This window comes from Leyella lascolaii, from assembly GCF_900079775.1.
In the GTDB taxonomy this organism is placed as follows: Bacteria; Bacteroidota; Bacteroidia; order Bacteroidales; family Bacteroidaceae; genus Prevotella; species Prevotella lascolaii.
In genome coordinates this window covers 88,553-110,873 of sequence record NZ_LT556036.1, presented here as the reverse complement: position 1 = coordinate 110,873, position 22,321 = coordinate 88,553, and the positions used below count along the sequence as shown (strand labels likewise).

The following is a 22,321-nucleotide window of genomic DNA, read 5'->3' as shown; positions in this document are numbered from 1 at the left end:
TACACCGTTGCGACAGCATTTCCACATCATTGCGGAAAAGGCTTTTCCGCCTTACGGAAGAGGCTTTCCGGCAATGCGAAACACGCTTTCCGGACACACGAAACACACCGTCCGGAACGCCGGAAGAGCCTTTCCTGCAACTCCGGCACATCCGGAAGAGACCGCAGTTGGCATGAAACGCACATGCAGAACGCAAAAAGACGCTATGCGGAAGCCGGAATGGGAAATGCCGGGGCATAATATGTCTGCCCGATTTAACTTAAAAAATCAAAATGCGAAGACATCCTGCGGCATACCGGACCATACGGCTTTAGAAGCGAATCAGGCATTATGCATCATCCGTGTTCCGCACTGCCGTAAAGCGGTTTTTATTACTCTATTGCATAATGCGCAATTGTTTGCACCTGACAAAAGCATGTGACAAAATGACGGAGGCAGCACGGAATGCATACGCGGAGCCTGCGTCAAAACATAACAGTGGTTCGGGCGGTATGATGAAGTGTAAACGGTTAAAGTTGGAATAATATTTAAAAATATACTGCCGGTATGTAATAAACCCAGTTATATGCCGTTATCTGAATATAAACAAGAACTAACAATTGCCTATGAAACATTTTACCCCTGAAGATCTGAAACCGTCGGAAATGACTCTTAACATCATCCGACAGATTGCATACACCTACAGAGTGATGAAAATAAACGGACACAACGAGGTGTACTGCCTTAACTGAAAAGAGCGGACTGACATGGAAACATTGATATCACCGTCACTTCTTTCGGCAGATTTCCTCAATCTGAAAGACGAGATTGAGATGATAAACCGCAGCGAGGCGGACTGGCTACACCTCGATGTGATGGACGGAGTGTTCGTACCCAACATTTCGTTCGGATTTCCGGTAATAGACGCCGTGGCGAAAGCATGCACCAAACCGCTCGACGTGCACCTCATGATAGTGCATCCGGAAAACTACATCAGGCAGGTGGCAGCCACCGGAGCCATGATAATGAACGTGCACTACGAGGCATGCACGCATCTCCACCGCACGGTGCAGGAGATTCACGCCGCCGGAATGAAGGCTGCCGTGACTCTGAACCCAGCCACACCGGTGTGCGTCCTGGAGGATATAATAAACGATGTGGAGATGGTGCTGCTCATGAGCGTCAATCCCGGTTTCGGCGGACAGAAGTTCATAGCCAACACCTTAAACAAAGTGGAGAGACTGCGCGCACTCATAGACAGGTCGCAGAGCAAGGCTCTCATTGAGGTGGACGGAGGTGTTCAGGCTGAGACAGCCCCCATGCTTGTAAGAGCCGGAGCCGACGTGCTGGTGAGCGGAAGCTACATATTCAAGGCAGCCGACCCCATAGCCACAATCAGCTCTCTGAAACACACCTTGCAGCACGGCTGACAACGTCAGGCAAGCTGCAAGGCTATGTTGTTGTCTTTGGCAAGACGGCGCAGATTGAGTATGGCATAACGCATGCGACCCAAGGCTGTGTTGATGCTCACGTTGGTTGTCTCGGCTATCTCCTTGAACGACATCTGCTGATAGAAACGCATGAAGACAACCTCGCGCTGAGGCGCAGGAAGGGTGTTGAGCAGCTTGCGCACATCACGCATCACCTGTTCGTTGACAAAGTAGTTCTCTATGTTGCCCACCAGGAACTCGTTGCCGCACATGTTGGAAAGGTCGTTGTCGAGCGTCGGCTCCACTATCCTGCCAAGACGCTGCTCACGATACCAGTCCATTATCACGTTGTGGGCAATGCGCATTATCCATGCCCCGAACTTGCCGCTCGTGGTGTATTTGCGCTGCTGAAGCTTGGATATGACTTTCACGAAAGTCTCCTGAAAAATGTCATCGGCAGTGTTGCGGTCACGCACAACAAACAGAATATACGAGAAAAGCTTCGACTGATTGCGCGACAGAAGCAAATCAAACGCCCTGTTGTTCCCATCGATATATGACAACGCCAACTCCTCGTCGGTCATATCGTGAATTGTTTTCATCTTTATTGATATTTTCTGATTCCTAAGTAGAGACTGTATCGATAGGCAAATATTTTTTAGTTCGTATATAAGATGAACAATAGTGGGGTTTAATGTTTACAAAGGTAAAGACTTTCAACGTAAACACCAAATTATTTAACAAAAAAGAGGTTGGCGCAGGATGCTACCAACCTCGAGGGACGATTTCGTAAATCTCGAAATCATAAAAATCATGTCGCAAATATAAACTTTTACTTTGACAATTCCAAATATTTCATACATAATTGCATCTTTTTTAACATTATCGTCACTGCATAACGCTTTTTGTCTACATTATGACGCATGAGAGTCTCACAGAAAGCCTGCAACTGCAATTTATTTAACCGAAAATTAATATTATATGTGTTGCAACTTTGAGTTATATTGCCTATCTTTGCTCTTGTAAAACTTATTTTAATAACCAATAAACATTATCACTATGAACAAAATTTTACGTTTTTCACTATTCAGTCTGCTGGCAATGCTGTCAAGCACAATGTTTGCCGAGACTGAAAAATTCGTCTTTACAGGCGACGAGGCTTATGGTATGACACTCCTGAGCGGAACCACAAATGAGTATAACCCTGACCCATATGAGTGCAAAGAAGGAGAAGTGACTCTTACATTAAACGGTGGTACACGTTGGTGGGCAGCCTCAAAAGGAAACGAGCTGCGTTTTTATAAAGAATCAAGCATGACCATCAGTGTTCCCGCAGGAAAGACTATAACAAAGGTTGTGCTCAATGCAAGTGCACCGGCAAACTTTTCCTCCACATCCGGCACATACAGCGACGGCACATGGACAGGCAATGCGACAAGTGTTGACATACAGTGCACCATCGAAAAGAAGAACACTCCGATATACGACATCGAGGTTACATATCAAAGCTCTGAGGTACCTGTAAAGAAGGATCCGCAGCTTGCGTTCAGCGAGACTGAAGTAACAGCAACCATGGGTGAGGCTTTCACAGCTCCTACTCTTACAAAAGAGACAACCGCAGACGTGACATATTCGTCAGACAATGAGGAAGTAGCTACTGTTGACGCTCAGACAGGTGCGGTTACAATCGTTGCTGTCGGAACTGCCAAGATAACCGCTCAGGCTGAAGAGAATGACGAATTTGCATCTGGTTCTGCATCATACACCATAACGGTTAAGAACCCCGTTCTCACAGAAGTAACTCTTCCGTACTCAGAGTCATTCAAGGACGACCAGGGCTCGTTTGTCATCGAAGACGTTAATCTGTCTGATCTGACATACGTGTGGAAACATGATAGCAAATACGGTTACATGAAAGCATCGGCATACGCAGGCTCAAACAAGGCTGCTGAAAGCTGGCTTGTTTCTCCCACCATCAATATGACAGAAATCGCAGAAGCTACTCTCGCTTTTGACCAGTGCATAAACAAATTCTTCGGAACAGTAGAGGACGAAGCGACACTTTGGGTAAAAGAAGAAGGCGGTGAGTGGAATCAGATTACAATAACCTATCCTACTCTTCCGGAATCAGGCAACTGGTCGGACTTTGAAACACAGACTGTTGACCTCACACCTTATGCAGGCAAGAAAATCAAAATCGGTTTCAAATATACAAGTACAGAAGAGGCTGCCGGCACATGGGAAATCAAAAACATTTCAATAACAGGCTTGGCAACTGGCATCAACAAGGTTGAGACAGACACAGAAGACGCAAATGCTCCTGTATACAACCTCTCCGGACAGCGCGTGAACGACTCTTACAAAGGCATAGTAATCAAGAACGGTAAGAAGTATATCAACAGATAAGAAACTTACTGACTTCAAATAAAAACAGACAGCCGTGTCTTTCGGCTGTCTGTTTTTTGTTTACACTTCCACAACAGCATTTTCCGTATATGACGATTCATCGCATGACATCAAACTGAATGAAAGATTAACAACTGGAAACAAAAAAGGTTCCGGAAAACATCATGCTTTTTCCGGAACCTTTATTATTATATTTGAGTCCCCGACAAGGTCGGGACTACATTTTCTGACGGTTATTTCTCTGTTGCGTCAGACGTCTTGCTCTTGCTTTTTGTCGCTGAAACTGTTTTCTTTTTAACGGCAGGTTTGGCAGGCGCAGGTTTTGCGGCAGGAGCCGCCATAGCCTCCATCTCGGCACGGAGCTTTGTCTCGGCAGCCTCAATCTTCTCTATTTTGGTCTGCAAACGCACTATCTCCTTGTTCTTCATCTCAATCTCCTCGTCCTGATTCTTTATTGTCGTAAGAAGCGAACTGAGCTCATCGTTGTCTATCTCATCAGGATAAAGAGAGTTCACCCGGCTGATGAAGTCGCCCAGGATGTTCATGTAGTTGGTGAAAGCGTCAAACGGACTGCTGTATATTCCGCGGTCAAGCCCGACGTTGGAAGGCTTTGTCGTCATCAGACGGAAATTGTTTGATGCCTGCAGATAATCCCAGTCCTGATTTATACGCGGGTCGTTCGCGATGCGCACACGGTCTGCCACGCCATAAAGTTTGTCGAAAGCCTCACGCTGCATGGGGTTTCCGAGCCAGCTGCTTACGTCACGCTCCTCATCAGTCCAGCTCAAAGTGTCGGGTACATCAAGCGTCCCCACGCTGTTCACAGTCTCACATATCTCTGACGGAGTGGCAAATCCTATGTTGCGTTCTTTGGCACATGCGGGTATCGCTTTAAGGAATTCCAGGATGTTGCTCGACAAAGGCTGTGCGATGCCAAGAGCCGAAAGTTCCATGAAGAGGTTTATTATCTTCTCGTCTTCATTCAGGTTTGCGATTTTGTCCACATACCTGTCTGCGAACAACGGGAACTCTTCCCATTCGCTGTTGTTGAAGCGCAGAGATATGTCATCACTCAGATTGACATCGCGAAGCAACAGTTTCAGCTTAGGAGCCGTGGCACACGAATATACATAATGAGGAGATTTCCAGCCGAGAACATGCTTCGCACCTTCGGTAAGCATACCCTTGAAGCCCATGTCTGCTACCTGCTGACCGATGTCATCGCTGTATATAAGGGATGAATTACGCAACACTTTGGGCGTCTGTCCGAAATATCCATTCATCTTCTCACACTGTCTCTTCACCTCAGCGGCGAAATTCTCATGGTTGACAAGTGATGCAAGTCCGTGTGAATATGGCTCTGCGAGAAACTCCACACAGCCCGTCTCGTTAAGTTCCTGAAGCTTTTCTATCACCTGCGGCGCGTGTATTTCAAGCTGCTCCATGCCTACGCCGGAAAGCGAGAAAGCCACTTTGAAGTAGCCGTTGTGCGCCTTTATCATTTCCAGCAAGGTGTTCAGGGCGGGCATGTAAGACCGTTCCGCAATGTTGTTTATTCTGAACTCATTCTCATAATCATCATAATAATAATGATCTGTACCGATGTCAAAGAAACGATAACGTTTCAATTGTATCATCTGATGTATCTCGAAATATAAGCAAATCGTTTTCATAGATTCCCTGATTTATAGTTTATAGTTGATGGTTTATTGTACGTTCATATAGCTCTCTTATCCATGCGCCAACCTTCTCCCATGTAATCTGGTCGACCTCTTTCCTTCCTTCGCTCTGCAGATACTTGAAAAGGCTGTCGTTACTGCATATCGAATAGATAGCGTCGGCAAGCGCGTGGATGTCCCAATAATCCACTTTTATACAATTATTGAGTATCTCCGCGCATCCGCTCTGCTTGGATATTATGGTAGGAGTGCCGCATTGCATAGCCTCAAGAGGCGATATTCCGAACGGCTCGCTCACCGACGGCATTACGTAAACGTCCGAGTCTTTAAGACATTCGTACACTTCCTTACCGCGCATGAAGCCCGGGAAATGGAAGCGGTCTGCTATTCCGCGTTCAGCGGCAAGGTATATCATTGCGTTCATCATGTCTCCGCTGCCTGCCATACAGAAGCGCACGTTCCTTGTACGGTGCAATACCATATTGGCAGCCTCAACGAAATACTCCGGACCTTTCTGCATAGTGATGCGTCCGAGGAACGTCACGACCTTGTCCTTTCCCGTATGGTCCGGGCGTGGAATGTCCTGAAGCTCCTGCCTCAAAGGATAAACGGCATTATGAACGGTGAAACATTTACGCGGATCCTGATGGTACTGGTTTATCACAGTCTGACGTGTCAGCTCAGAAACACACATTATACAGTCCGCGTTGTCCATTCCGTCTTTCTCTATGGAATACACCGTTGGATTGACCTTTCCGCGAGAACGGTCAAAGTCGGTTGCATGAACGTGTATGCACAAAGGCTTTCCGCTTACATATTTTGCATTTATTCCCGCCGGGAAAGTGAGCCAGTCGTGGGCATGAATAATATCAAACTCCTGCTGCCGCGCCACAACTCCGGCAATAATCGAATAATTGTTGATTTCTTCATGCAGGTTTGACGGATATCCTCCGGCAAACTCCATGCATCCGAGATCATTGACATGCATATAGTTGAAATCAGCATATATATGGTCACGAAGCTTGTAATACAAGTCAGGAGACATAATATTGCCTATCCTGCTCTGCACATAATCATAACTGACATCGCGCCACGCGATAGGCACCGCGTTCATTGCCAGAATGTCGGCAGCGTGCTTGCTCTCATCTCCCCAAGGTTTCGGAAGACATAAGGTTATGCTGACGTCACCCTGAGCATGCAGTCCTTCCGATATACCATAATTCGCAGTAGCCAGTCCACCATATACATGAGGAGGATACTCCCATCCGAACATCAAGACTTTCATAACTAAAATCCTCCTTTACATTAATATTTATACTTTTCAAGAAACTCCAATGTACGCAGTATTTCCGCCACATTTATGGCAAAGGAAATGGCTCCTCTGCCGTTGAAAGGCGGATTTCCGTCAAACAACTCGGGGATTGTTCCGACACAATGGCGTGTCATCTCGTCTTCATATCCCACCATCTGGCGCTCTATAAAGCTCAGTCTTGTGCGCTTGTAAAGCCTGAGGCATGCCTCCATATAGAATCCGCCGAGCCACGGCCATGCCGTTCCCTGATGATAGGCATGGTCTCTTTGAGTCTGCGGACCGACATACATCGGGTTGTATTCTCCGCTTTTCGGTGACAGCGAACGGAGTCCCTTCTGAGTAAGAAGTTCCCTTGTGCACATATCAAGAACACTCTTTTTCTGAGCCTTATCCAATGGAGAGTATTCCAGAGCGACGGCAAATATCATATTCGGGCGTACGCTCCAGTCAACATTGTCGCCGTCGACATAATCAAACAGATAGCCATGCTCATTGAAGAACGTGCTTACAAAAGAGTGCATACAAAGTTCCGACATCTTCTCCAGACGCGACGCAGCCTCGAGGTCTCCACCGGTTGTCGCCACCGAAGAGCAGAAACACAGCGCGTTATACCACAATGCGTTGAACTCTACAATATATCCTGTTCTCGGAACGACAGGTCTGCCGTTCACTGTCGAGTTCATCCACGTGACGGCTTTTTCGCGTCCGTTGCTATACAAAAGACCGTTTTCTTTCAATATAAGGTTCGGATGCTTGCCGTCAATGATATAATATACGATATCCTTGAGCAATGCGCCATACATCTGGAAGCACTTCTCGCTTCCCACATGCTTCTCATACTGCTGTATTGCCCATACCGCCCATAGCAGTACGTCAGGCTGTTCAATCTCGTAAATCTTCACCGACAGCGGTTTGCCTTCCATAAACTCGCGCAGTCCGCGCTCCGCTGTCTTCATCACAAGTTCGAAATAATCCTGCTCCTCTATAGAGAGAGTAAGACCCGGAAGAGCGATGAACGTATCGCGCGCACGGCTCTTGAACCACGGATATCCGGCAAGAATATACCGGTCGTCATTGCTTGCCCTGTTATGGAACTGGTGAGCCGCGTTCACAAGACAGTGGAAGAAGTTGTCTCTCGGACTGCGCTCGCTCACCTCTTTGTCAAACAGTTGCTGAAGCTCTCCGGTGTTGCTGGCAGACGTGGACGCCGCAAAAACGACACTCTCTCCCTTCTTTATATCCATCTCAAAATATCCCGGAACATACAGGTCTTCGTTTGAGGCATATCCGCGTTCCTGTTCTTTGGGATATTCCACGTTGCGATACCAGTCCGGCTGGAACACGAACGTGTTGCCCTTACTGAACTGCATGTAAAGATCCGGGTATCCGGCATACATGCATGTGGATATTCCGTTCTCCACATTGGAGTAATCACGTGAAGCCACAGAATTCTCATGGGTGAACTGCCTTACGCTCCGGAATGCCAGAAACGGCTTGAAACGCAGCTTTGTCTCCGAATGCGCGTCCACCAGTGTGTAGCGTATGAGAATCCTGTCCTCATAATGCTGGAACACCACTTCTTTCTTCAGCAGCACTCCTCCGACACGGTATAAGGTTGTAGGAACCTTGTCACAATCAAACTCACGAATGTATTTGTGTCCTTTCGGATTGAAATTCTCCCCGTTATACTTATGAAGTCCGAGATTAAACTCTGCTCCATGCTGTATAACAGTTGTATCAAGAGAGGACAACAACACATGATTTTCATCATCCAGCTCAGGGACAGGAACGACAAGCAGACCATGATACTTGCGTGTATTACAGTCAACTATTGTCGAACAGGAATAAGCGCCCGAGCGATTGGTCCTAAGCAATTCTCTTGAGAGAGACTCTTCGAGATTTGTCATCAGAGCTTTTTCAAATCGCAAATAACCCATAGTTTTAAGGTTTTATATTAAGTAATTATTATGGTTAGCTATCTTTATAGATTCTACATTAACACTTCCAAAGGTAATAATTTTTAATATAATCGCAAAGAAAATACATGCATATTTTTGATAACAGGCACATTTTTACATTTCTCCAAAGTATTTTCCGTAAATTCGTATATCATGAAATGACATTAACAAAATGTCGTATCATTGCGACATATAATGACAAGAGACACAGTGCAATGTACGGAGACGGCTGTCAAGGAAAGGTTACAGATATGTATAAGTCATGGTTTTGCTTCGGAATAATGTGCGGGAAGCCGTTCAGGAAAGGCTTTTCCGCATAGCGGAGGAGGAAACAGTGCGCACGCCGGAAGCCTGAACTGAACAGCCTTATGCACGCACGCGGATATCACTGCGGTATTATGAAATTGACGACCTCCTGCTCCACCGTTATATTAAACGGTCCGACGGGAGCGTTCATCATCCGTCCGTCTATGCCGACAGGTGCCTTGTGCGCCTCCACCACTTCCACTTTCTGGGTGCGGTAAGGATGCACGCTCTTATGATTGAGGAACTTTCCTTTAAGAAACAAGTATATTCCTTCAAACAGCTGTGTCATTTCCGGATGATAAACCACCGAGACATCGAGCAAACCATTATACGGAACGGCATTCGGAGTCTGTCCGTAGCCCGATGCGTTTCCCACACAAACCGTCATGACATTGCGCTTCACGACATCCGTATTTATCTTCAGATGCATTCTGTATTCCATACGCTGGAATATCATAAGTATGAAAGAAGAGACGTATGAAAGCGTGCGCGATCCGAAAAATCGGCGCGTCCGGCGGCGTATGTTCATCACCGAAGCTATGAAACCTATATTTACACAGTTGAGGAAATATCGTCTGCAAGCCTCTCCCTTGCGGTTTGTGTATCTCACACATCCGAGATCTATCTTCCTCACACGATGGTTCTTCAGCGACTCCACAGCCTTCTCCGGCTCGCTTTCACGCAGTCCCCAGAAATGCGCGAAGTCGTTGATGATGCCGTTTGGTATCACTCCGAGCGATATCCCGTCGCGCACTTTCGCCTCCATCTGCATAAGACAGTTCACAGCATCGTTGAGAGCGGAATCGCCGCCCACAATGACTATTGTCTTATAGCCGTTGTTTATCATCATCCTGACAAGCCTTTCCACACCCGCCATGCTCTCGCTCTGCACGTAATCGAAGTCAATGCCGTTGTCCCGCAAACACTTCTCTATCTTGTTCCAGCGTTTGCTTTTGTGTCTTTTGTCGTCGTGTTTGGGACAGTAAAGAATGCCCCATCGCTTGTCATTATCCATATCGATGCTATGATTGTGTAACAATTAGTTTCCTTATATGTTCCAGCTTGTCAGCCAGCGGCATGTGCCAGTCTATCCAGTTTATGGTGAATCCGCGCCGCTCCATGCCTCTGAACCACGTCATCTGACGCTTTGCGAACTGGTGTATGGCTATCTCGAGACTCCTGAACATTTCGTCGCGGGTGATTCTGCCCGTCACGTATTCCGTCACATATTTATATTCCAGACCATAATAGATAAGGTCCTCCGCAGACAAGCCGCTGCCGAGCAGCCCTTCCACCTCCTCCACAAGACCGTGCCCAAGACGTTGTCTGAGCCGCTCTGTTATTCTCGCGCGCCGGCTTTCACGGTCGATGTCCACACCTATTATAACCGACTCCACCGGAGGAAAATCCCTGTTCGACGACGGATGACTCAGGTTATACTCCTCTATCTCTATTGCCCTCACCGCTCTCTGAGCCGTGTCCACATCAGAGCGGTTGTGCATACACGAACGATTGCGCGCCTTCATCTCTGTGAGAATAGCCGTCAGTTCCTCAAGCGTCTTGCCCGAAAGGCTCCGCCGCAGTTCCGCGTTCTGCGGCACGGTGGACAGCGAGTATCCCTTCAGCACACTTTCTATGTAAAGCCCGGAGCCTCCGCAGAGTATCGGCATGACGCCTCTTTGCCTTATCTCCGAATATATTTTATGGAAGTCGTGCTGGTATTCGTATATGTTATATTTGTATCCCGGGTCAACGATGTCTATAAGATGGTATTTTATCTGTGTCCCGTTCACCACATAATCGTCAAGATCCTTGCCTGTACCGATGGTCATCCCGCGATACACCTGGCGCGAGTCGGCACTGATTATCTCCGCTCCGGTCTCATAAGCCAGAGCTGCCGCAAGCGCGGTCTTTCCGCTTGCCGTCGGTCCCAATATGGTAATCAATTTTGACATCCGCCGACAAAAATAATAAAAAAAAGCCGTCCGGCAATACCGGACGGCTCTGTTTTTATCGGTATAAGCGAAGTTTTGCCATCTCAGGGCAGAAACCATAGGTCTCCGTCAAAGACAGCTCCGCTCCTTTGCGTTACTTATCCGTTAACCTTCTTCATGTGAGCGATGAGTTCGAGAACCTTGTTAGAGTAACCGATCTCATTGTCATACCAAGAAACAACCTTTACGAATGTGTCTGTCAGAGCGATACCTGCTTTAGCGTCGAAGATAGAAGTGCGTGTGTCGCCCAGGAAGTCTGAAGAAACCACAGCGTCCTCTGTGTATCCCAGTACACCCTTGAGCTCGCCCTCAGAAGCCTCTTTCATAGCAGCGCATATCTCAGCATATGTAGCCGGTTTTGCGAGGTTTACAGTCAGGTCTACTACAGAAACGTCAAGAGTAGGAACACGCATAGACATACCTGTCAGCTTGCCGTTCAGTTCAGGAATAACCTTACCTACAGCCTTTGCAGCACCTGTAGAAGACGGGATGATGTTGCCTGAAGCAGCGCGGCCGCCACGCCAGTCCTTCATAGACGGACCGTCAACAGTCTTCTGTGTAGCTGTTGTAGAGTGTACGGTTGTCATAAGACCGTCTGTGATGCCGAACTTGTCGTTCAGAACCTTGGCTATAGGAGCCAGACAGTTTGTTGTGCAAGATGCGTTTGATACGAACTGTGTGCCCTTTACATACTTGTCGAAGTTAACACCGCAAACGAACATTGGAGTATCGTCCTTTGAAGGAGCAGACATAACAACATATTTAGCACCAGCCTCGATGTGAGCCTGAGCCTTCTCCTTTGTAAGGAACAGACCTGTAGATTCAACTACATATTCAGCCTCTACTTCGTTCCACTTCAGGTCAGCGGGGTTGCGCTCTGCTGTAACGCGGATTTCCTTGCCGTTGACAATGAGCTTGCTGTTCTCAACGTCTACATCGATAGTACCGTTGAAAGCACCGTGCATTGTGTCATACTTGAGCATGTATGCCAAGTAGTCAACCGGGCAAAGATCGTTGATACCTACTACCTGAATGTCATCGCGGTTCTGTGCAGCGCGAAAAACGAAACGGCCGATACGACCAAATCCGTTAATACCAATTTTTATCATTTTACTTTATGTTTTATAAAGGGTTAAAATATATTATCCTTAAATACGGGGTGGCTGCCGACAGTCAGAATCCGGGGTTGCCGGCACGCCCCGCAGCGAATATCGCAAATAAATTCACTTTTATTCGTCTGACGTGTGCAAAGTTACAAAATAAATTCTATATTTGCATAGAATTACAGTATTAAATAATATAAAATTCAAGTATGAAAAGTTTCTTTAAAGAGTTTAAGGATTTCGCCATTAGGGGCAACGTTGTCGACATGGCTGTGGGTGTAATCATCGGAGGCGCTTTCGGGAAGATTGTGTCGTCCATAGTGAATGACATAATAATGCCTCCGATAGGCTGGCTGATAGGTGGAGTGAACTTCAACGACCTGAAAGTGACCCTGCCGTCCATCCATGATGCAGCAGAGGGCGTGGCACCGGCGACAATCAACTACGGCAGTTTCATACAGACTGTCATCGACTTCACCATCATCGCTTTCTGTGTTTTCCTCATGATAAAGCTCATCAACAAGATGATGAAAAAGAAAGCTGAGGAGAAGGAAAAGCCCGCAGCTCCGGCACCTTCCAAGGAAGAGGTTCTGCTTACGGAGATACGCGACATCCTGAAAGAGAAGAAATAAGGCTCGCGCGTGATGCGTACAGCCAATTCAGCCCGACCCGGTCTTAATACAGTTATGGCTGTTTTATAATCTATTGTCGACTTTCTTTATTTTTTCCGCGCTGATGCCGCCATCCTGTTTTCCGATTTTTGCACGTTGATGCCCATCACATCCATACAAAAGAGCGATAAAAACAGCATGTAGGCAGAACGAAGTGCTGATAGAACAAAATGACCGATTAGGGTTTAAGTCCGGTCTTTCGGGACCGGACTTTTTCATTTACATCCAAGCATACAATCTTTTCCGCAAGACCGTCATGGCGCGTTCCCGGTGTCATGGCATATAACACACGTCCGTCCCCCTCCACGACAGCCGAACAGCAATTATGTCCACACTCCTTCCACTACGCATGTCGGAACGACAGGAATGATGGCGGCAATGAGGCGTAATGCGCATTGCGCCATATGTGAAAACCGTCATGAAAGGGCAAAGACGTCCTGACAGCGGGCAATGGCTGTATGTGCAGCATGAGGCGGCATTTCACATTTATATATAACGCACCGGAAGGACACGGCATGGCTCTCCCTTAATGACTCCCCTGCCGCACAGAGATGGAATTAACTTAAATCCGAGATTATTTTAACACTCCGATTTTCCTGCTTACAGAATGCGTAACAGCAGGAAAAGCCTTCCGGAAGTCATGAAAAATATATTCCGCCAACAGTACGCAGGCGTTCTTCACTCCCGAAAAGCCCGTTCCGCAATGCGTGGAAGGCTCTCTGACGACACCAGACAGCACGTTTGGCACTACAGGAAAGCCTGTTTCGCAAGTCCGAAAGCACCGTTCCGCACAACAACAATAAGACTTCCGGAGCACATTATTTCACAATCTACTGACTGACAACGCATTGCGCAAACCGCTCATTTCCGAGCCATACGCGGCAAAAAAGAATCCGGCTGGAAATACGCGAGTATTGCGGACATACGCATCCGGTGATTGCCGGTTTTAATTGTCTTATTTCGCATATCTCAGACTAATGGCCTCCGCATCCATGCAGTATATCCTCCTTACATATATAAAGACGCTCCCGAACACCGGAACATAATGACACAAGCACCGGCTTCGCGGTTGTCTTCCCCTGCATTTTGTCATGTCGTGTTTGCAATTTGCGGTAAAAATACGACAAATGGTTTTGTTTCTATCCGTAAAAGTATTACCTTTGCAATATAAATTAATAAAAATTTACAGTTGTTTTATCTTTCAGGATATTCAAGGAAAACTAAAGACAAGAGGAAAAATGAGAGTACTGACATTCAGACCGAAACTTATTTCAACGCTCAGAAACTACAACCGGAAGACTTTCATGGCTGATGTCATGGCAGGAGTGATAGTGGGCATCGTGGCTCTGCCGCTTGCCATAGCCTTCGGCATAGCCTCGGGAGTGACACCGGAGAAAGGCATCATCACCGCCATAGTGGCAGGCTTCATCATCTCAATGGCAGGAGGCAGCAAGGTGCAGATAGGCGGACCCACCGGAGCTTTCATCGTAATAATATATGGTATAATACAGCAATACGGCATGCAAGGGCTCACCATAGCCACGCTCATGGCTGGAGTGTTCCTGCTGCTCTTCGGACTTCTGCAGCTGGGCACCATCATAAAGTTCATTCCCTATCCCATAATTGTGGGATTCACCAGCGGTATTGCCGTCACGATTTTCACCACACAGATAAAGGACCTGTTCGGAATGACAATAAGCGACATGCCGTCAGACTTCACCGAAAAGTGGATAGCCTATTTCCGGAATTTCCACACCGCCGACATGTGGAGTGTTTTAATAGGTGTGATGAGCATCGTCATAATATCCGCCACACCGAGATTCAGCAAGAAGATTCCCGGTTCGCTCATCGCCATAATACTGATGACACTGTTTGCCGCAGTACTTAAAAACCGGTTCGGAGTGATGTCCGTAGAGACCATTGGCGACCGTTTCTCCATTAACTCAGGGCTTCCCGACGCGCAACTGCCTGAAATGACGTGGGCGACAGTGAAGGCTCTCGTGTCTCCGGCATTCACCATCGCCATACTCGGAGCCATAGAGAGCCTGCTCTCGGCTACGGTAGCAGACGGTGTGACGGGCGACCGTCACGACTCCAACACCGAACTTATGGGTCAGGGAATAGCCAACCTCGTATCTCCACTTTTCGGAGGCATACCTGCAACGGGAGCCATAGCACGCACCATGACCAACATCAACAACGGAGGAAAGACGCCGGTAGCCGGAATAGTACACGCTGTGGTGCTGCTGCTCATATTCCTTTTCCTTATGCCGCTGGCAAGATACATACCGATGGCATGCCTTGCCGGAGTGCTCGTGGTGGTGGCATACGGCATGTGCGGATGGCGTTCGTTCGTGACGCTTCTGAAGAATCCGAAGAGCGACATAACCGTACTTGTAATAACATTCCTGCTGACCATCATCTTCGACCTGACCATCGCGATAGAAGTGGGACTGATAATAGCATGCCTGCTCTTCATGAGACGAATGGCGGAGACGACAGACGTGAAGGTGGTGCTCGACGAGATTGACCCCTACGAGGACACCGACCTCGAACACGAGAACAACGAACACCTCGCCATACCCAAGGGTGTGGAGGTGTATGAGATAAACGGTCCTTACTTCTTCGGTGCCGGAAACAGGTTCGAGGAAATAATGGCTAATATGGGCGAGAGGCCGAAAGTGCGCATAATAAGAATGAGAAAGGTGCCGTTTGTAGACTCCACCGGCATACACAATCTGTCGAACATGTGCCTGATGAGCCAGAAAGAAGGAATAAGGATTGTGCTCTCGGGCGTGAATCCGAAGGTGCACAAGGTGCTCGGACATGCCGGATTCTACGACATGATTGGCGAAGAGAACATATGCAGCCACATCGACATCGCACTGGCAAAGGCAAAGGAAATTGTGGAAAACGGCAGTGTGAGGCAGCATACAGTCCGCTGAACATAGGACAGACATTAACTGAAAAGAGGCAGAAAGGCGGAAACCGTAGCATGTTTCCGCCTTTCTGCCTGCATATACCGGTCCTCTCACACGTCCCGAAGCCTCATCATGACCACACACCCGACCGCCGCTCATCCGAACACCACCAGCTCTCTTGGCAGCTCAATGGTCTTCTTGCGCTCAAACCAGAGTCTGTTGCTGCCGCTGATATGCCTCACGGTGTGTCCCGATATGATGTAATAACGCAAGGCGTAGGCGTCCATATGTTCGGCAAAAGCCGCTTTTATGCGCGAGCATTTCTCGTTCACGGCATTGTTGAGCGGATTGGTAAGCCGCCCGACACTCTCTCTTATCACCTGCCGGCTCACCCTGTTGCACATCGGAGTATATATTTCCGCAAGCTCGTCGGCATAGTCACGGAGTCGCTTGAACTCTATTCCCTCAACATGATTGAGAAAAAGGATGTATAGAGCCTTGTGCAGAGGCGACAGCTCAACCTCCTTGTTCCATTTGGCGAGTATGAAACGATAGTCTGGCGTAATACGCAGTACACTCAGGCTGTCGCGCGCCGCCTCCACGCACAGCCGCTCAAGATTGACACCGCCTATGCCTTGCAGCATAAGGTCGTAGCGTCCCTCAGCCTGAAGCTCCGTGCATATTCTGCGAAGCATTTCCACTTTTTCGTCGTTGCTCATACGTGTGTCATGAATTACTCGTCGTGGTCTTCAAAGATTGTAGTGGAGAATTTCCTCCAGTATTCCTTCATCTTTTCCACGATGTGTCTGGACGACGGAAGTTCGTCTTTCATTACGTTGTCCTCGTCATTACGTGCATCACCGCATTCCTGCCCGTCACTGTTTTCCATATCAGCCGCCGCCTCACAGATGTCCGCCGGTGTGGTTTCTACGGTGTTTCTCTTAGTCTGTCTGCGTCCCTTGCCATAGAGTTTCTCTATTATCATGTTCAGATATTCCCCGTCGGTAAGGTCGAGTTCCTTCATCTTCTCCTCATCCCAAAGCCTGTTCTCGAATCCTGTCGCGAGAATGGTGAGCTTCACATCCTGTCCGAGAGAGTCGTCCCGGGCTATTCCCCATATGACGTCGATGTCTGGATTGAGCGAATCGGTGAACGCGTCAATCTCATCCATCTCATCCACATACAGCTCCGCCTCCGAACTGGTATATATGTTGAACAGAATCCTCTGTGCCTTGTCAATGTCGCTTCCGTAAAGAAGCGGAGAGTTGAGAGCGTCCTCAAACGCCTTTTCCACGCGGTGTTGCCCTGACGCCCTTCCCATTGCCATAATAGCTCCGCCGCCATTACGCATGGTGGTCTCCACATCGCGGAAGTCGGTGTCGATGTTTCCGGTGATGGTGATAAGCTCAGAGATGCTCCTTGTGGCGTTGCACAACACCTGGTCGGCACGCCTGAACGCTTCCGTCACCGGTATGTGCTCGCTGTTGTACACATTGCATATCTGCTGGTTGTTTATTATCAGCAGCGCGTCCACATTCTTGCGCATCTCCTCCAGTCCTTTCAAAGCCTTCAGTATCTTTCTGCGTTTCTCGAAGTAGAAAGGCAGTGTCACGATTCCTATTGTGAGTATTCCCATCTGCCTTGCCACACCTGCCACAAAAGGCGCGGCGCCTGTTCCGGTGCCGCTTCCCATGCCTGCGGTTATGAAAGCCATCTGTGTCCCGTCGCTGAAAAGCCTCTTCAGCTCCTCTGTGTTCAGCTCTGCCTCCTTACGTCCGCGCTCCGGGTCGGCTCCGGCTCCAAGACCGGTCTTTCCCAACAGCACCTTGTGTGGCACGGGCGACGAATTGAGCGAGGATGTGTTTGTGTCGCACACGCAGAAGCTCACGCCGTCTATTCCCTCCCTGAACATGTTGCTGGCAGCGTTGCATCCTCCTCCGCCTACACCCACTACCTTTATTATCTTTCTCTTGGACAAATCTTCCGGTATCGGAAAATCAAGCAATTCGACATTTCCATCCATAAATATAAAGTAAAAAAACAGTTGTAATTGCAAAACTAATGTTTTTCTTTTCGTCCGTAGAACAAATGGGAAAAACAAACCTTGCAAAAGCTGAAAAAAGCCGGAACGGACGGCTCAATCGTCTGCAAGTCTTCGGTCTGAGTTGTGTCAGCCATCATCATACGTAGCGGGAACGCGAAAGGCAGACGTGACGGGAATCGGTTCCGGATTGAATACTCCTCCATACAGCCTTCAATCGCCCGTCATATCAGTAAACGCTCCGCTACACAACAAGCCGTCGCAACGGAACCGCATACGGATAAAATAAAGGTAGGAGGAATGTTTCATTGTCCCTCCTACCCTTCTTACATTTTATCATTATCCGAATACGGAAGTGATGCTGTCATCATTCCCACTCTATTGTCGAAGGTGGTTTTGAGGAAATGTCATAGCATACACGGTTTACTCCCTTTACCTTATTGATAATCTCATTCGACACCTTTGCCATGAAGTCGTAAGGAAGATGCGCCCAGTCGGCTGTCATGGCGTCTGTGGACGTCACCGCTCTGAGTGCGACAGGATGCTCGTATGTGCGCTCGTCGCCCATTACTCCCACGCTTCTGACTGTCGACAGCAGCACGGTTCCCGCCTGCCAGACTTTGTCATAAAGACGCTCTCCGTCCTCGCAGATGTAGTTCTGCATGTTCGTTATATATATGTCATCGGCATCCTGGAGTATGCGTACCTTCTCCGGTGTGATGTCACCAAGTATTCTCACGGCGAGTCCGGGACCTGGGAACGGGTGGCGTTTGATAAGACGTTCGGGCATGCCGAGCTGATATCCTATGCGGCGCACCTCATCCTTGAAAAGCCATTTCAGCGGTTCGCAAAGCTGCAGATGCATCTCTTCCGGCAGTCCGCCCACATTGTGATGGCTTTTTATCACCTTTCCGGTGATGTTGAGGCTTTCTATACGGTCAGGATATATGGTGCCCTGAGCGAGCCATTTGGCGTCTGTTATCTTCTTTGCCTCGGCGTTGAACACCTCCACAAAATCGCGTCCGATTATCTTGCGCTTCTTTTCCGGGTCGTCAATCCCTTCCAAATCCTTGAAGAACTTGCTGCTCGCGTCGACTCCTATTACATTAAGTCCGAGACCTTCATAATCCTTCATCACCTGAGCGAACTCGTTCTTGCGCAACATTCCGTGGTCTACGAATATGCATGTAAGGTTCTTACCTATCGCCTTATGCAGCAAGACGGCACACACCGAAGAGTCGACGCCTCCGGAAAGTCCGAGAATCACGCGGTCGTCTCCGAGCTGTTCCTTTAGCTCCGCAACCGTACTTTCGACGAAAGAGGCGGCACTCCACTCCTGACGGCTGCCGCAAATGCCGACCACGAAGTTCTTTAACAGAAGCGAGCCTTGAAGAGTATGGAACACCTCAGGATGGAACTGGACAGCCCATACAGGCTTTTCGGAAGACGCATATGCCGCAAACTTGACATCTTCGGTCGACGCTATCACACGGCAGTCTGACGGTATTGCGGTGATTGTGTCGCCGTGGCTCATCCACACCTGCGACTTGTCTTCGAAGCCACGGAACAGCGGGTCGGCAGTGTCAATGTACTGAAGATGGGCACGTCCGTACTCCCGCGTCTCGGTGCGCTCCACCTTTCCGCCGTTTGCATAGGATATGAACTGAGCTCCGTAGCATATACCCAGCACCGGATATTTGCCGACAAATCTGGAAAGATCAACCTTGAAAGCCTGCTCGTCGTGCACGGAATATGGCGAGCCACTCAGTATCACGCCGATGATTCCCTCTTCATCATCAGGGAACTTGTTGTAAGGAAGAATCTCACAGAAGGTATCCAGCTCGCGTACTCTGCGACCAATGAGCTGTGTGGTCTGCGAACCGAAATCGAGTATTATTATCTTCTGTTGCATTATATATTAATTATTAGTGTGTTCATTCTTTATTCAGATTTCTGACAAAAGCATCCGCGTCGTGCAGAACCGACAGCTTTCCGACATCCATAAGCCGCAAGTCGCTCTTGCACCATCCACGGATGTCAGCTCCGGCACATTCTTTCAGATAGAAATCCATTATTCCGAACTTCTCCGGGAAAGCGTCCATCATCCTTAGCAACGATGGAGATATGACATGTATTCCGGAAAAAGCAAGCATGCGACAAGTCTGAACGTCGATGTCTTTATACGGAGATTTCACCTCGCCGGTCTGAAGGTTGGTCCATCCTTTCAGACGCATGTCATCGTCAAAAAGCAAATATCGGTTTGTCTCACGGCTGCTCACAAGAAGCGTGGCGTCCGCCGTCCTGCCGCAGTCATAGAATTTTCTGAGGTTCACATTGCTGATAATGTCTACATTATGGATAAGAACCGGAGAGTCGCCGGAGAAGAAACGGGAGGCTTTCTTTATTCCACCTCCGGTATCAAGAAGCCTGTCCGACTCGTCCGACACCTTTATATCGATGCCGAAATTGTCGTTCGCACGAAGATAATCGAGTATCTGCCCGGCGAAATGATGCACATTTATGACTATTCTGGAAGCACCTGCGTTTTTCAGATTCATTATCACGCGATGCAGCAGAGTCTCGCCTCCGACTTCCACCAGAGCTTTCGGAATGGTGTCGGTGATTGGCTTCAAACGTGTGCCGAGCCCGGCAGCAAATATCATTGCCTGCATCATCTTCAAGTAAAAAAGGATTTTTTACACGTGCAAAATTACTTATTTTATTTTAAACGGCAAAGGTTTTCACCCTGCGTTTGAATCTCTCGCCTTCAATACCTGCTCTATATTCTGCTCACGATGTACGATTCTCACCTCGATACCATACTTCGAATTGAGGTGCTCGGCAAGATGCTGGGCTGAATAAACGCTTCGATGCTGACCGCCGGTACAGCCGAACGAGAACATCAGATCGGTAAAGCCGCGCTGGATGTAACGCTCCACGTGCCTGTCCGCAAGTGAGTACACGCTGTCGAGAAAGGTAAGAATCTCACCGTCATCCTCCAGAAAGCGGATGACAGGTTCGTCAAGTCCCGTCAGCTTTTTGTATGGTTCATAACGTCCCGGATTATGAGTCGACCTGCAATCGAACACATATCCGCCGCCGTTTCCAGAATCATCGGCTGGTATTCCCTTTCTGTAAGAGAAGCTGAACACGCGGACCACAAGCGGACCCTTGCCGTCATACTTGGAGAAAGTGGCAGGTCCGTCCTGCGGATGAGCACTGAACACATTGTCGTCCGTTGTTTTAAATCCGTCGGAACGGTTAAGCGCAGGCTGCTCTATCCTCGCATACTGCGGCAGTTCTGTCAGCCTCCGCAACATGTCCATCATATAGGGATAAGGGAAAGACCGCTGCATGGCGAGCAACTCGCGCAGGTTCTCCATAGCCAAAGGTATGGAGTCGAGGAAATGTCTCTTACGTTCAAAATAACCTCTGAAGCCATACGCGCCCAACACCTGAAGCGTACGGAAGAGCACGAACAGTCCCAACCGCTCCACGAAATAACGCACAGAAGGAACTTCGACATAGTCTTTCAGCGAATTATAATATACAGCCACAAGCTCACGTCTCAGTTTATGGGGATACCTTGCGGACGCCTGCCAAAGGAAAGAAGCAAGATCATAGTAGTAAGGACCTTTGCGTCCGCCCTGGAAGTCTATGAAATACGGATGCCCTCCGGCATCAAGCATCACGTTGCGCGCCTGAAAGTCACGGTAAAGAAAACAGTCTGAAGTCTCGGCGGTGAGGTCTTTTGCGAACAGCCTGAAGTTTGCCTCAAGCTTCAGCTCATGGAAATCGAGCTCCGAAGGTTTGAGAAAACAATATTTGAAATAATTGAGATCGAACAGCACACTTGCCTCATCAAACTCAGGCTGCGGGTAACAATTCTCCCACTCCAGACCGCGCGCGCCGCGTATCTGAATGTTTGGCAGCTGCCGGATTGTCTCAGTCAGCAGAGCCTTCTCACGCTGATTATACCTCCCGCCTGCCTGTCTGCCGCCGCTCAAAGCGTCGAACAGAGACACCGTACCGAGGTCAGTCTGCAAATAACACAACTCATCCTCGCTTGCGGCAAGAATCTGCGGCACAGGCAACCGGCGTCTTGTGAAATGTCCGGACAAATAAATGAATGCGTGATTCTCATCGCGGCTGGTTCCTATCACACCTATGACAGTCGCGCCGTCAGCATCCGCCATACGGTAATACTCACGGTTGCTTCCAGCCATCTGCAGTTTCTCAATGTGTACAGGAGACTCTCCACGCCATTGTCTGTACAGGTTTATCAACTTCTCCAAAACGTTCCTATTATATTATGTCAAACTTTTTATTCACACACAAGGACTGACAAACGATGCCAGACACTGTTTTTTTAAAGAGAACAGGCTGCGCCCGGCAATCTGTGAGCAAGCTCTCATTGCTCTCACCGGCACTGTTTTTTTTAAACAAAAACATACCTCCGCCAAATCACCCGTCTCTAAAATGCGCAGTCTGTAAGAACCGTCCGTAGTGCAGGCATCGCAG

The 22,321-nt window shown here is 48.4% G+C and carries 17 protein-coding genes; 5 read left to right on the top strand and 12 right to left on the bottom strand.

Annotation, left to right across the window (positions count from 1 at the left end):
- The first annotated feature begins 605 nt into the window (after positions 1-605).
- Both BN4609_RS17060 and rpe read left to right on the top strand, forming a co-directional pair.
- Positions 606-731, top strand: coding sequence for a hypothetical protein (locus tag BN4609_RS17060; protein ID WP_021994407.1), 126 nt, complete (start codon positions 606-608; stop codon positions 729-731).
- A 15-nt stretch (positions 732-746) separates the two neighbouring features.
- Positions 747-1,409, top strand: coding sequence for a ribulose-phosphate 3-epimerase (rpe, locus tag BN4609_RS03565; protein ID WP_021994406.1), 663 nt, complete (start codon positions 747-749; stop codon positions 1,407-1,409).
- Between the two features lie 5 nt (positions 1,410-1,414).
- On the opposite strand, the gene BN4609_RS03560 is transcribed toward rpe, so the two are convergent.
- Positions 1,415-2,011, bottom strand: coding sequence for an RNA polymerase sigma factor (locus BN4609_RS03560; protein WP_068855320.1), 597 nt, complete (start codon positions 2,009-2,011; stop codon positions 1,415-1,417).
- 457 nt (positions 2,012-2,468) lie between these two features.
- Between BN4609_RS03560 and BN4609_RS03555 the strand changes: the two genes are divergently transcribed.
- On the top strand, positions 2,469-3,815 hold the full coding sequence (locus BN4609_RS03555; RefSeq protein WP_084791343.1) for a choice-of-anchor J domain-containing protein: 1,347 nt from the start codon (positions 2,469-2,471) through the stop codon (positions 3,813-3,815).
- Between the two features lie 233 nt (positions 3,816-4,048).
- Here the strand turns inward: BN4609_RS03555 and BN4609_RS03550 are convergent, their stop codons facing one another.
- The 6 genes from BN4609_RS03550 to gap all read right to left on the bottom strand — a co-directional run bounded on the left by BN4609_RS03550 (position 4,049) and on the right by gap (position 12,173).
- Positions 4,049-5,488: a glycoside hydrolase family 57 protein gene (locus BN4609_RS03550; RefSeq protein ID WP_068855318.1), complete on the bottom strand. Its 1,440-nt coding sequence runs from the start codon at positions 5,486-5,488 to the stop codon at positions 4,049-4,051.
- A gap of 19 nt (positions 5,489-5,507) precedes the next feature.
- On the bottom strand, positions 5,508-6,779 hold the full coding sequence (locus BN4609_RS03545) for a glycosyltransferase family 4 protein (RefSeq protein ID WP_068855317.1): 1,272 nt from the start codon (positions 6,777-6,779) through the stop codon (positions 5,508-5,510).
- A gap of 20 nt (positions 6,780-6,799) precedes the next feature.
- A complete protein-coding gene (locus BN4609_RS03540) occupies positions 6,800-8,743 on the bottom strand; it encodes a glycogen debranching enzyme N-terminal domain-containing protein (RefSeq protein ID WP_068855316.1) in 1,944 nt (647 codons plus the stop codon).
- 406 nt (positions 8,744-9,149) lie between these two features.
- The gene (locus tag BN4609_RS03535) at positions 9,150-10,085 is read right to left on the bottom strand and encodes a diacylglycerol/lipid kinase family protein (protein ID WP_021994399.1); all 936 of its coding nucleotides are present in this window, start codon (positions 10,083-10,085) and stop codon (positions 9,150-9,152) included.
- A gap of 7 nt (positions 10,086-10,092) precedes the next feature.
- Positions 10,093-11,025, bottom strand: a complete 933-nt coding sequence (gene miaA, locus BN4609_RS03530; RefSeq protein ID WP_068855315.1) for a tRNA (adenosine(37)-N6)-dimethylallyltransferase MiaA — start codon at positions 11,023-11,025, stop codon at positions 10,093-10,095.
- 137 nt (positions 11,026-11,162) lie between these two features.
- Positions 11,163-12,173, bottom strand: a complete 1,011-nt coding sequence (gene gap, locus BN4609_RS03525) for a type I glyceraldehyde-3-phosphate dehydrogenase (RefSeq protein ID WP_021994397.1) — start codon at positions 12,171-12,173, stop codon at positions 11,163-11,165.
- Positions 12,174-12,376: 203 nt separating this feature from the next.
- Between gap and mscL the strand changes: the two genes are divergently transcribed.
- Positions 12,377-12,799, top strand: a complete 423-nt coding sequence (mscL, locus tag BN4609_RS03520; RefSeq protein ID WP_021994396.1) for a large-conductance mechanosensitive channel protein MscL — start codon at positions 12,377-12,379, stop codon at positions 12,797-12,799.
- Between the two features lie 1,277 nt (positions 12,800-14,076).
- Complete coding sequence (locus tag BN4609_RS03515) at positions 14,077-15,783, top strand: SulP family inorganic anion transporter (protein WP_068855314.1); 1,707 nt, start codon at positions 14,077-14,079, stop codon at positions 15,781-15,783.
- A gap of 131 nt (positions 15,784-15,914) precedes the next feature.
- Here the strand turns inward: BN4609_RS03515 and BN4609_RS03510 are convergent, their stop codons facing one another.
- From BN4609_RS03510 to BN4609_RS03490, 5 genes are all read right to left on the bottom strand, one after another.
- Positions 15,915-16,478 (bottom strand): hypothetical protein, encoded by a 564-nt coding sequence (locus BN4609_RS03510; RefSeq protein WP_068855313.1) that lies wholly within the window; start codon positions 16,476-16,478, stop codon positions 15,915-15,917.
- A gap of 14 nt (positions 16,479-16,492) precedes the next feature.
- A complete protein-coding gene (gene ftsZ, locus BN4609_RS03505; protein WP_068855312.1) occupies positions 16,493-17,782 on the bottom strand; it encodes a cell division protein FtsZ in 1,290 nt (429 codons plus the stop codon).
- 385 nt (positions 17,783-18,167) lie between these two features.
- A complete protein-coding gene (gene guaA / locus BN4609_RS03500; protein WP_068855311.1) occupies positions 18,168-19,712 on the bottom strand; it encodes a glutamine-hydrolyzing GMP synthase in 1,545 nt (514 codons plus the stop codon).
- A gap of 22 nt (positions 19,713-19,734) precedes the next feature.
- Entirely contained in the window at positions 19,735-20,475 is a 741-nt protein-coding gene (locus tag BN4609_RS03495) for a sugar phosphate nucleotidyltransferase (protein WP_068855310.1), read from the bottom strand.
- A 66-nt stretch (positions 20,476-20,541) separates the two neighbouring features.
- Positions 20,542-22,095 carry a RapZ C-terminal domain-containing protein gene (locus tag BN4609_RS03490; protein ID WP_068855309.1) on the bottom strand — a complete coding sequence of 518 codons (1,554 nt, stop codon included), beginning with the start codon at positions 22,093-22,095 and terminating at the stop codon, positions 20,542-20,544.
- Positions 22,096-22,321 lie beyond the last annotated feature (226 nt).

What these genes read in the sequence shown, in the direction of transcription:
- guaA (WP_068855311.1), bottom strand. Translation starts at nt 19,712, where the DNA reads ATGCAACAGAAGATAATAATACTCGATTTCGGTTCGCAGACCACACAG.
- BN4609_RS03495 (WP_068855310.1), bottom strand. Translation starts at nt 20,475, where the DNA reads ATGATGCAGGCAATGATATTTGCTGCCGGGCTCGGCACACGTTTGAAG.
- miaA (WP_068855315.1), bottom strand. Translation starts at nt 11,025, where the DNA reads ATGTCAAAATTGATTACCATATTGGGACCGACGGCAAGCGGAAAGACC.
- BN4609_RS03555 (WP_084791343.1), top strand. Translation starts at nt 2,469, where the DNA reads ATGAACAAAATTTTACGTTTTTCACTATTCAGTCTGCTGGCAATGCTG.
- BN4609_RS17060 (WP_021994407.1), top strand. Translation starts at nt 606, where the DNA reads ATGAAACATTTTACCCCTGAAGATCTGAAACCGTCGGAAATGACTCTT.
- gap (WP_021994397.1), bottom strand. Translation starts at nt 12,173, where the DNA reads ATGATAAAAATTGGTATTAACGGATTTGGTCGTATCGGCCGTTTCGTT.
- BN4609_RS03510 (WP_068855313.1), bottom strand. Translation starts at nt 16,478, where the DNA reads ATGAGCAACGACGAAAAAGTGGAAATGCTTCGCAGAATATGCACGGAG.
- BN4609_RS03550 (WP_068855318.1), bottom strand. Translation starts at nt 5,488, where the DNA reads ATGAAAACGATTTGCTTATATTTCGAGATACATCAGATGATACAATTG.
- BN4609_RS03535 (WP_021994399.1), bottom strand. Translation starts at nt 10,085, where the DNA reads ATGGATAATGACAAGCGATGGGGCATTCTTTACTGTCCCAAACACGAC.
- BN4609_RS03560 (WP_068855320.1), bottom strand. Translation starts at nt 2,011, where the DNA reads ATGAAAACAATTCACGATATGACCGACGAGGAGTTGGCGTTGTCATAT.
- BN4609_RS03515 (WP_068855314.1), top strand. Translation starts at nt 14,077, where the DNA reads ATGAGAGTACTGACATTCAGACCGAAACTTATTTCAACGCTCAGAAAC.
- mscL (WP_021994396.1), top strand. Translation starts at nt 12,377, where the DNA reads ATGAAAAGTTTCTTTAAAGAGTTTAAGGATTTCGCCATTAGGGGCAAC.
- rpe (WP_021994406.1), top strand. Translation starts at nt 747, where the DNA reads ATGGAAACATTGATATCACCGTCACTTCTTTCGGCAGATTTCCTCAAT.
- ftsZ (WP_068855312.1), bottom strand. Translation starts at nt 17,782, where the DNA reads ATGGATGGAAATGTCGAATTGCTTGATTTTCCGATACCGGAAGATTTG.
- BN4609_RS03545 (WP_068855317.1), bottom strand. Translation starts at nt 6,779, where the DNA reads ATGAAAGTCTTGATGTTCGGATGGGAGTATCCTCCTCATGTATATGGT.
- BN4609_RS03540 (WP_068855316.1), bottom strand. Translation starts at nt 8,743, where the DNA reads ATGGGTTATTTGCGATTTGAAAAAGCTCTGATGACAAATCTCGAAGAG.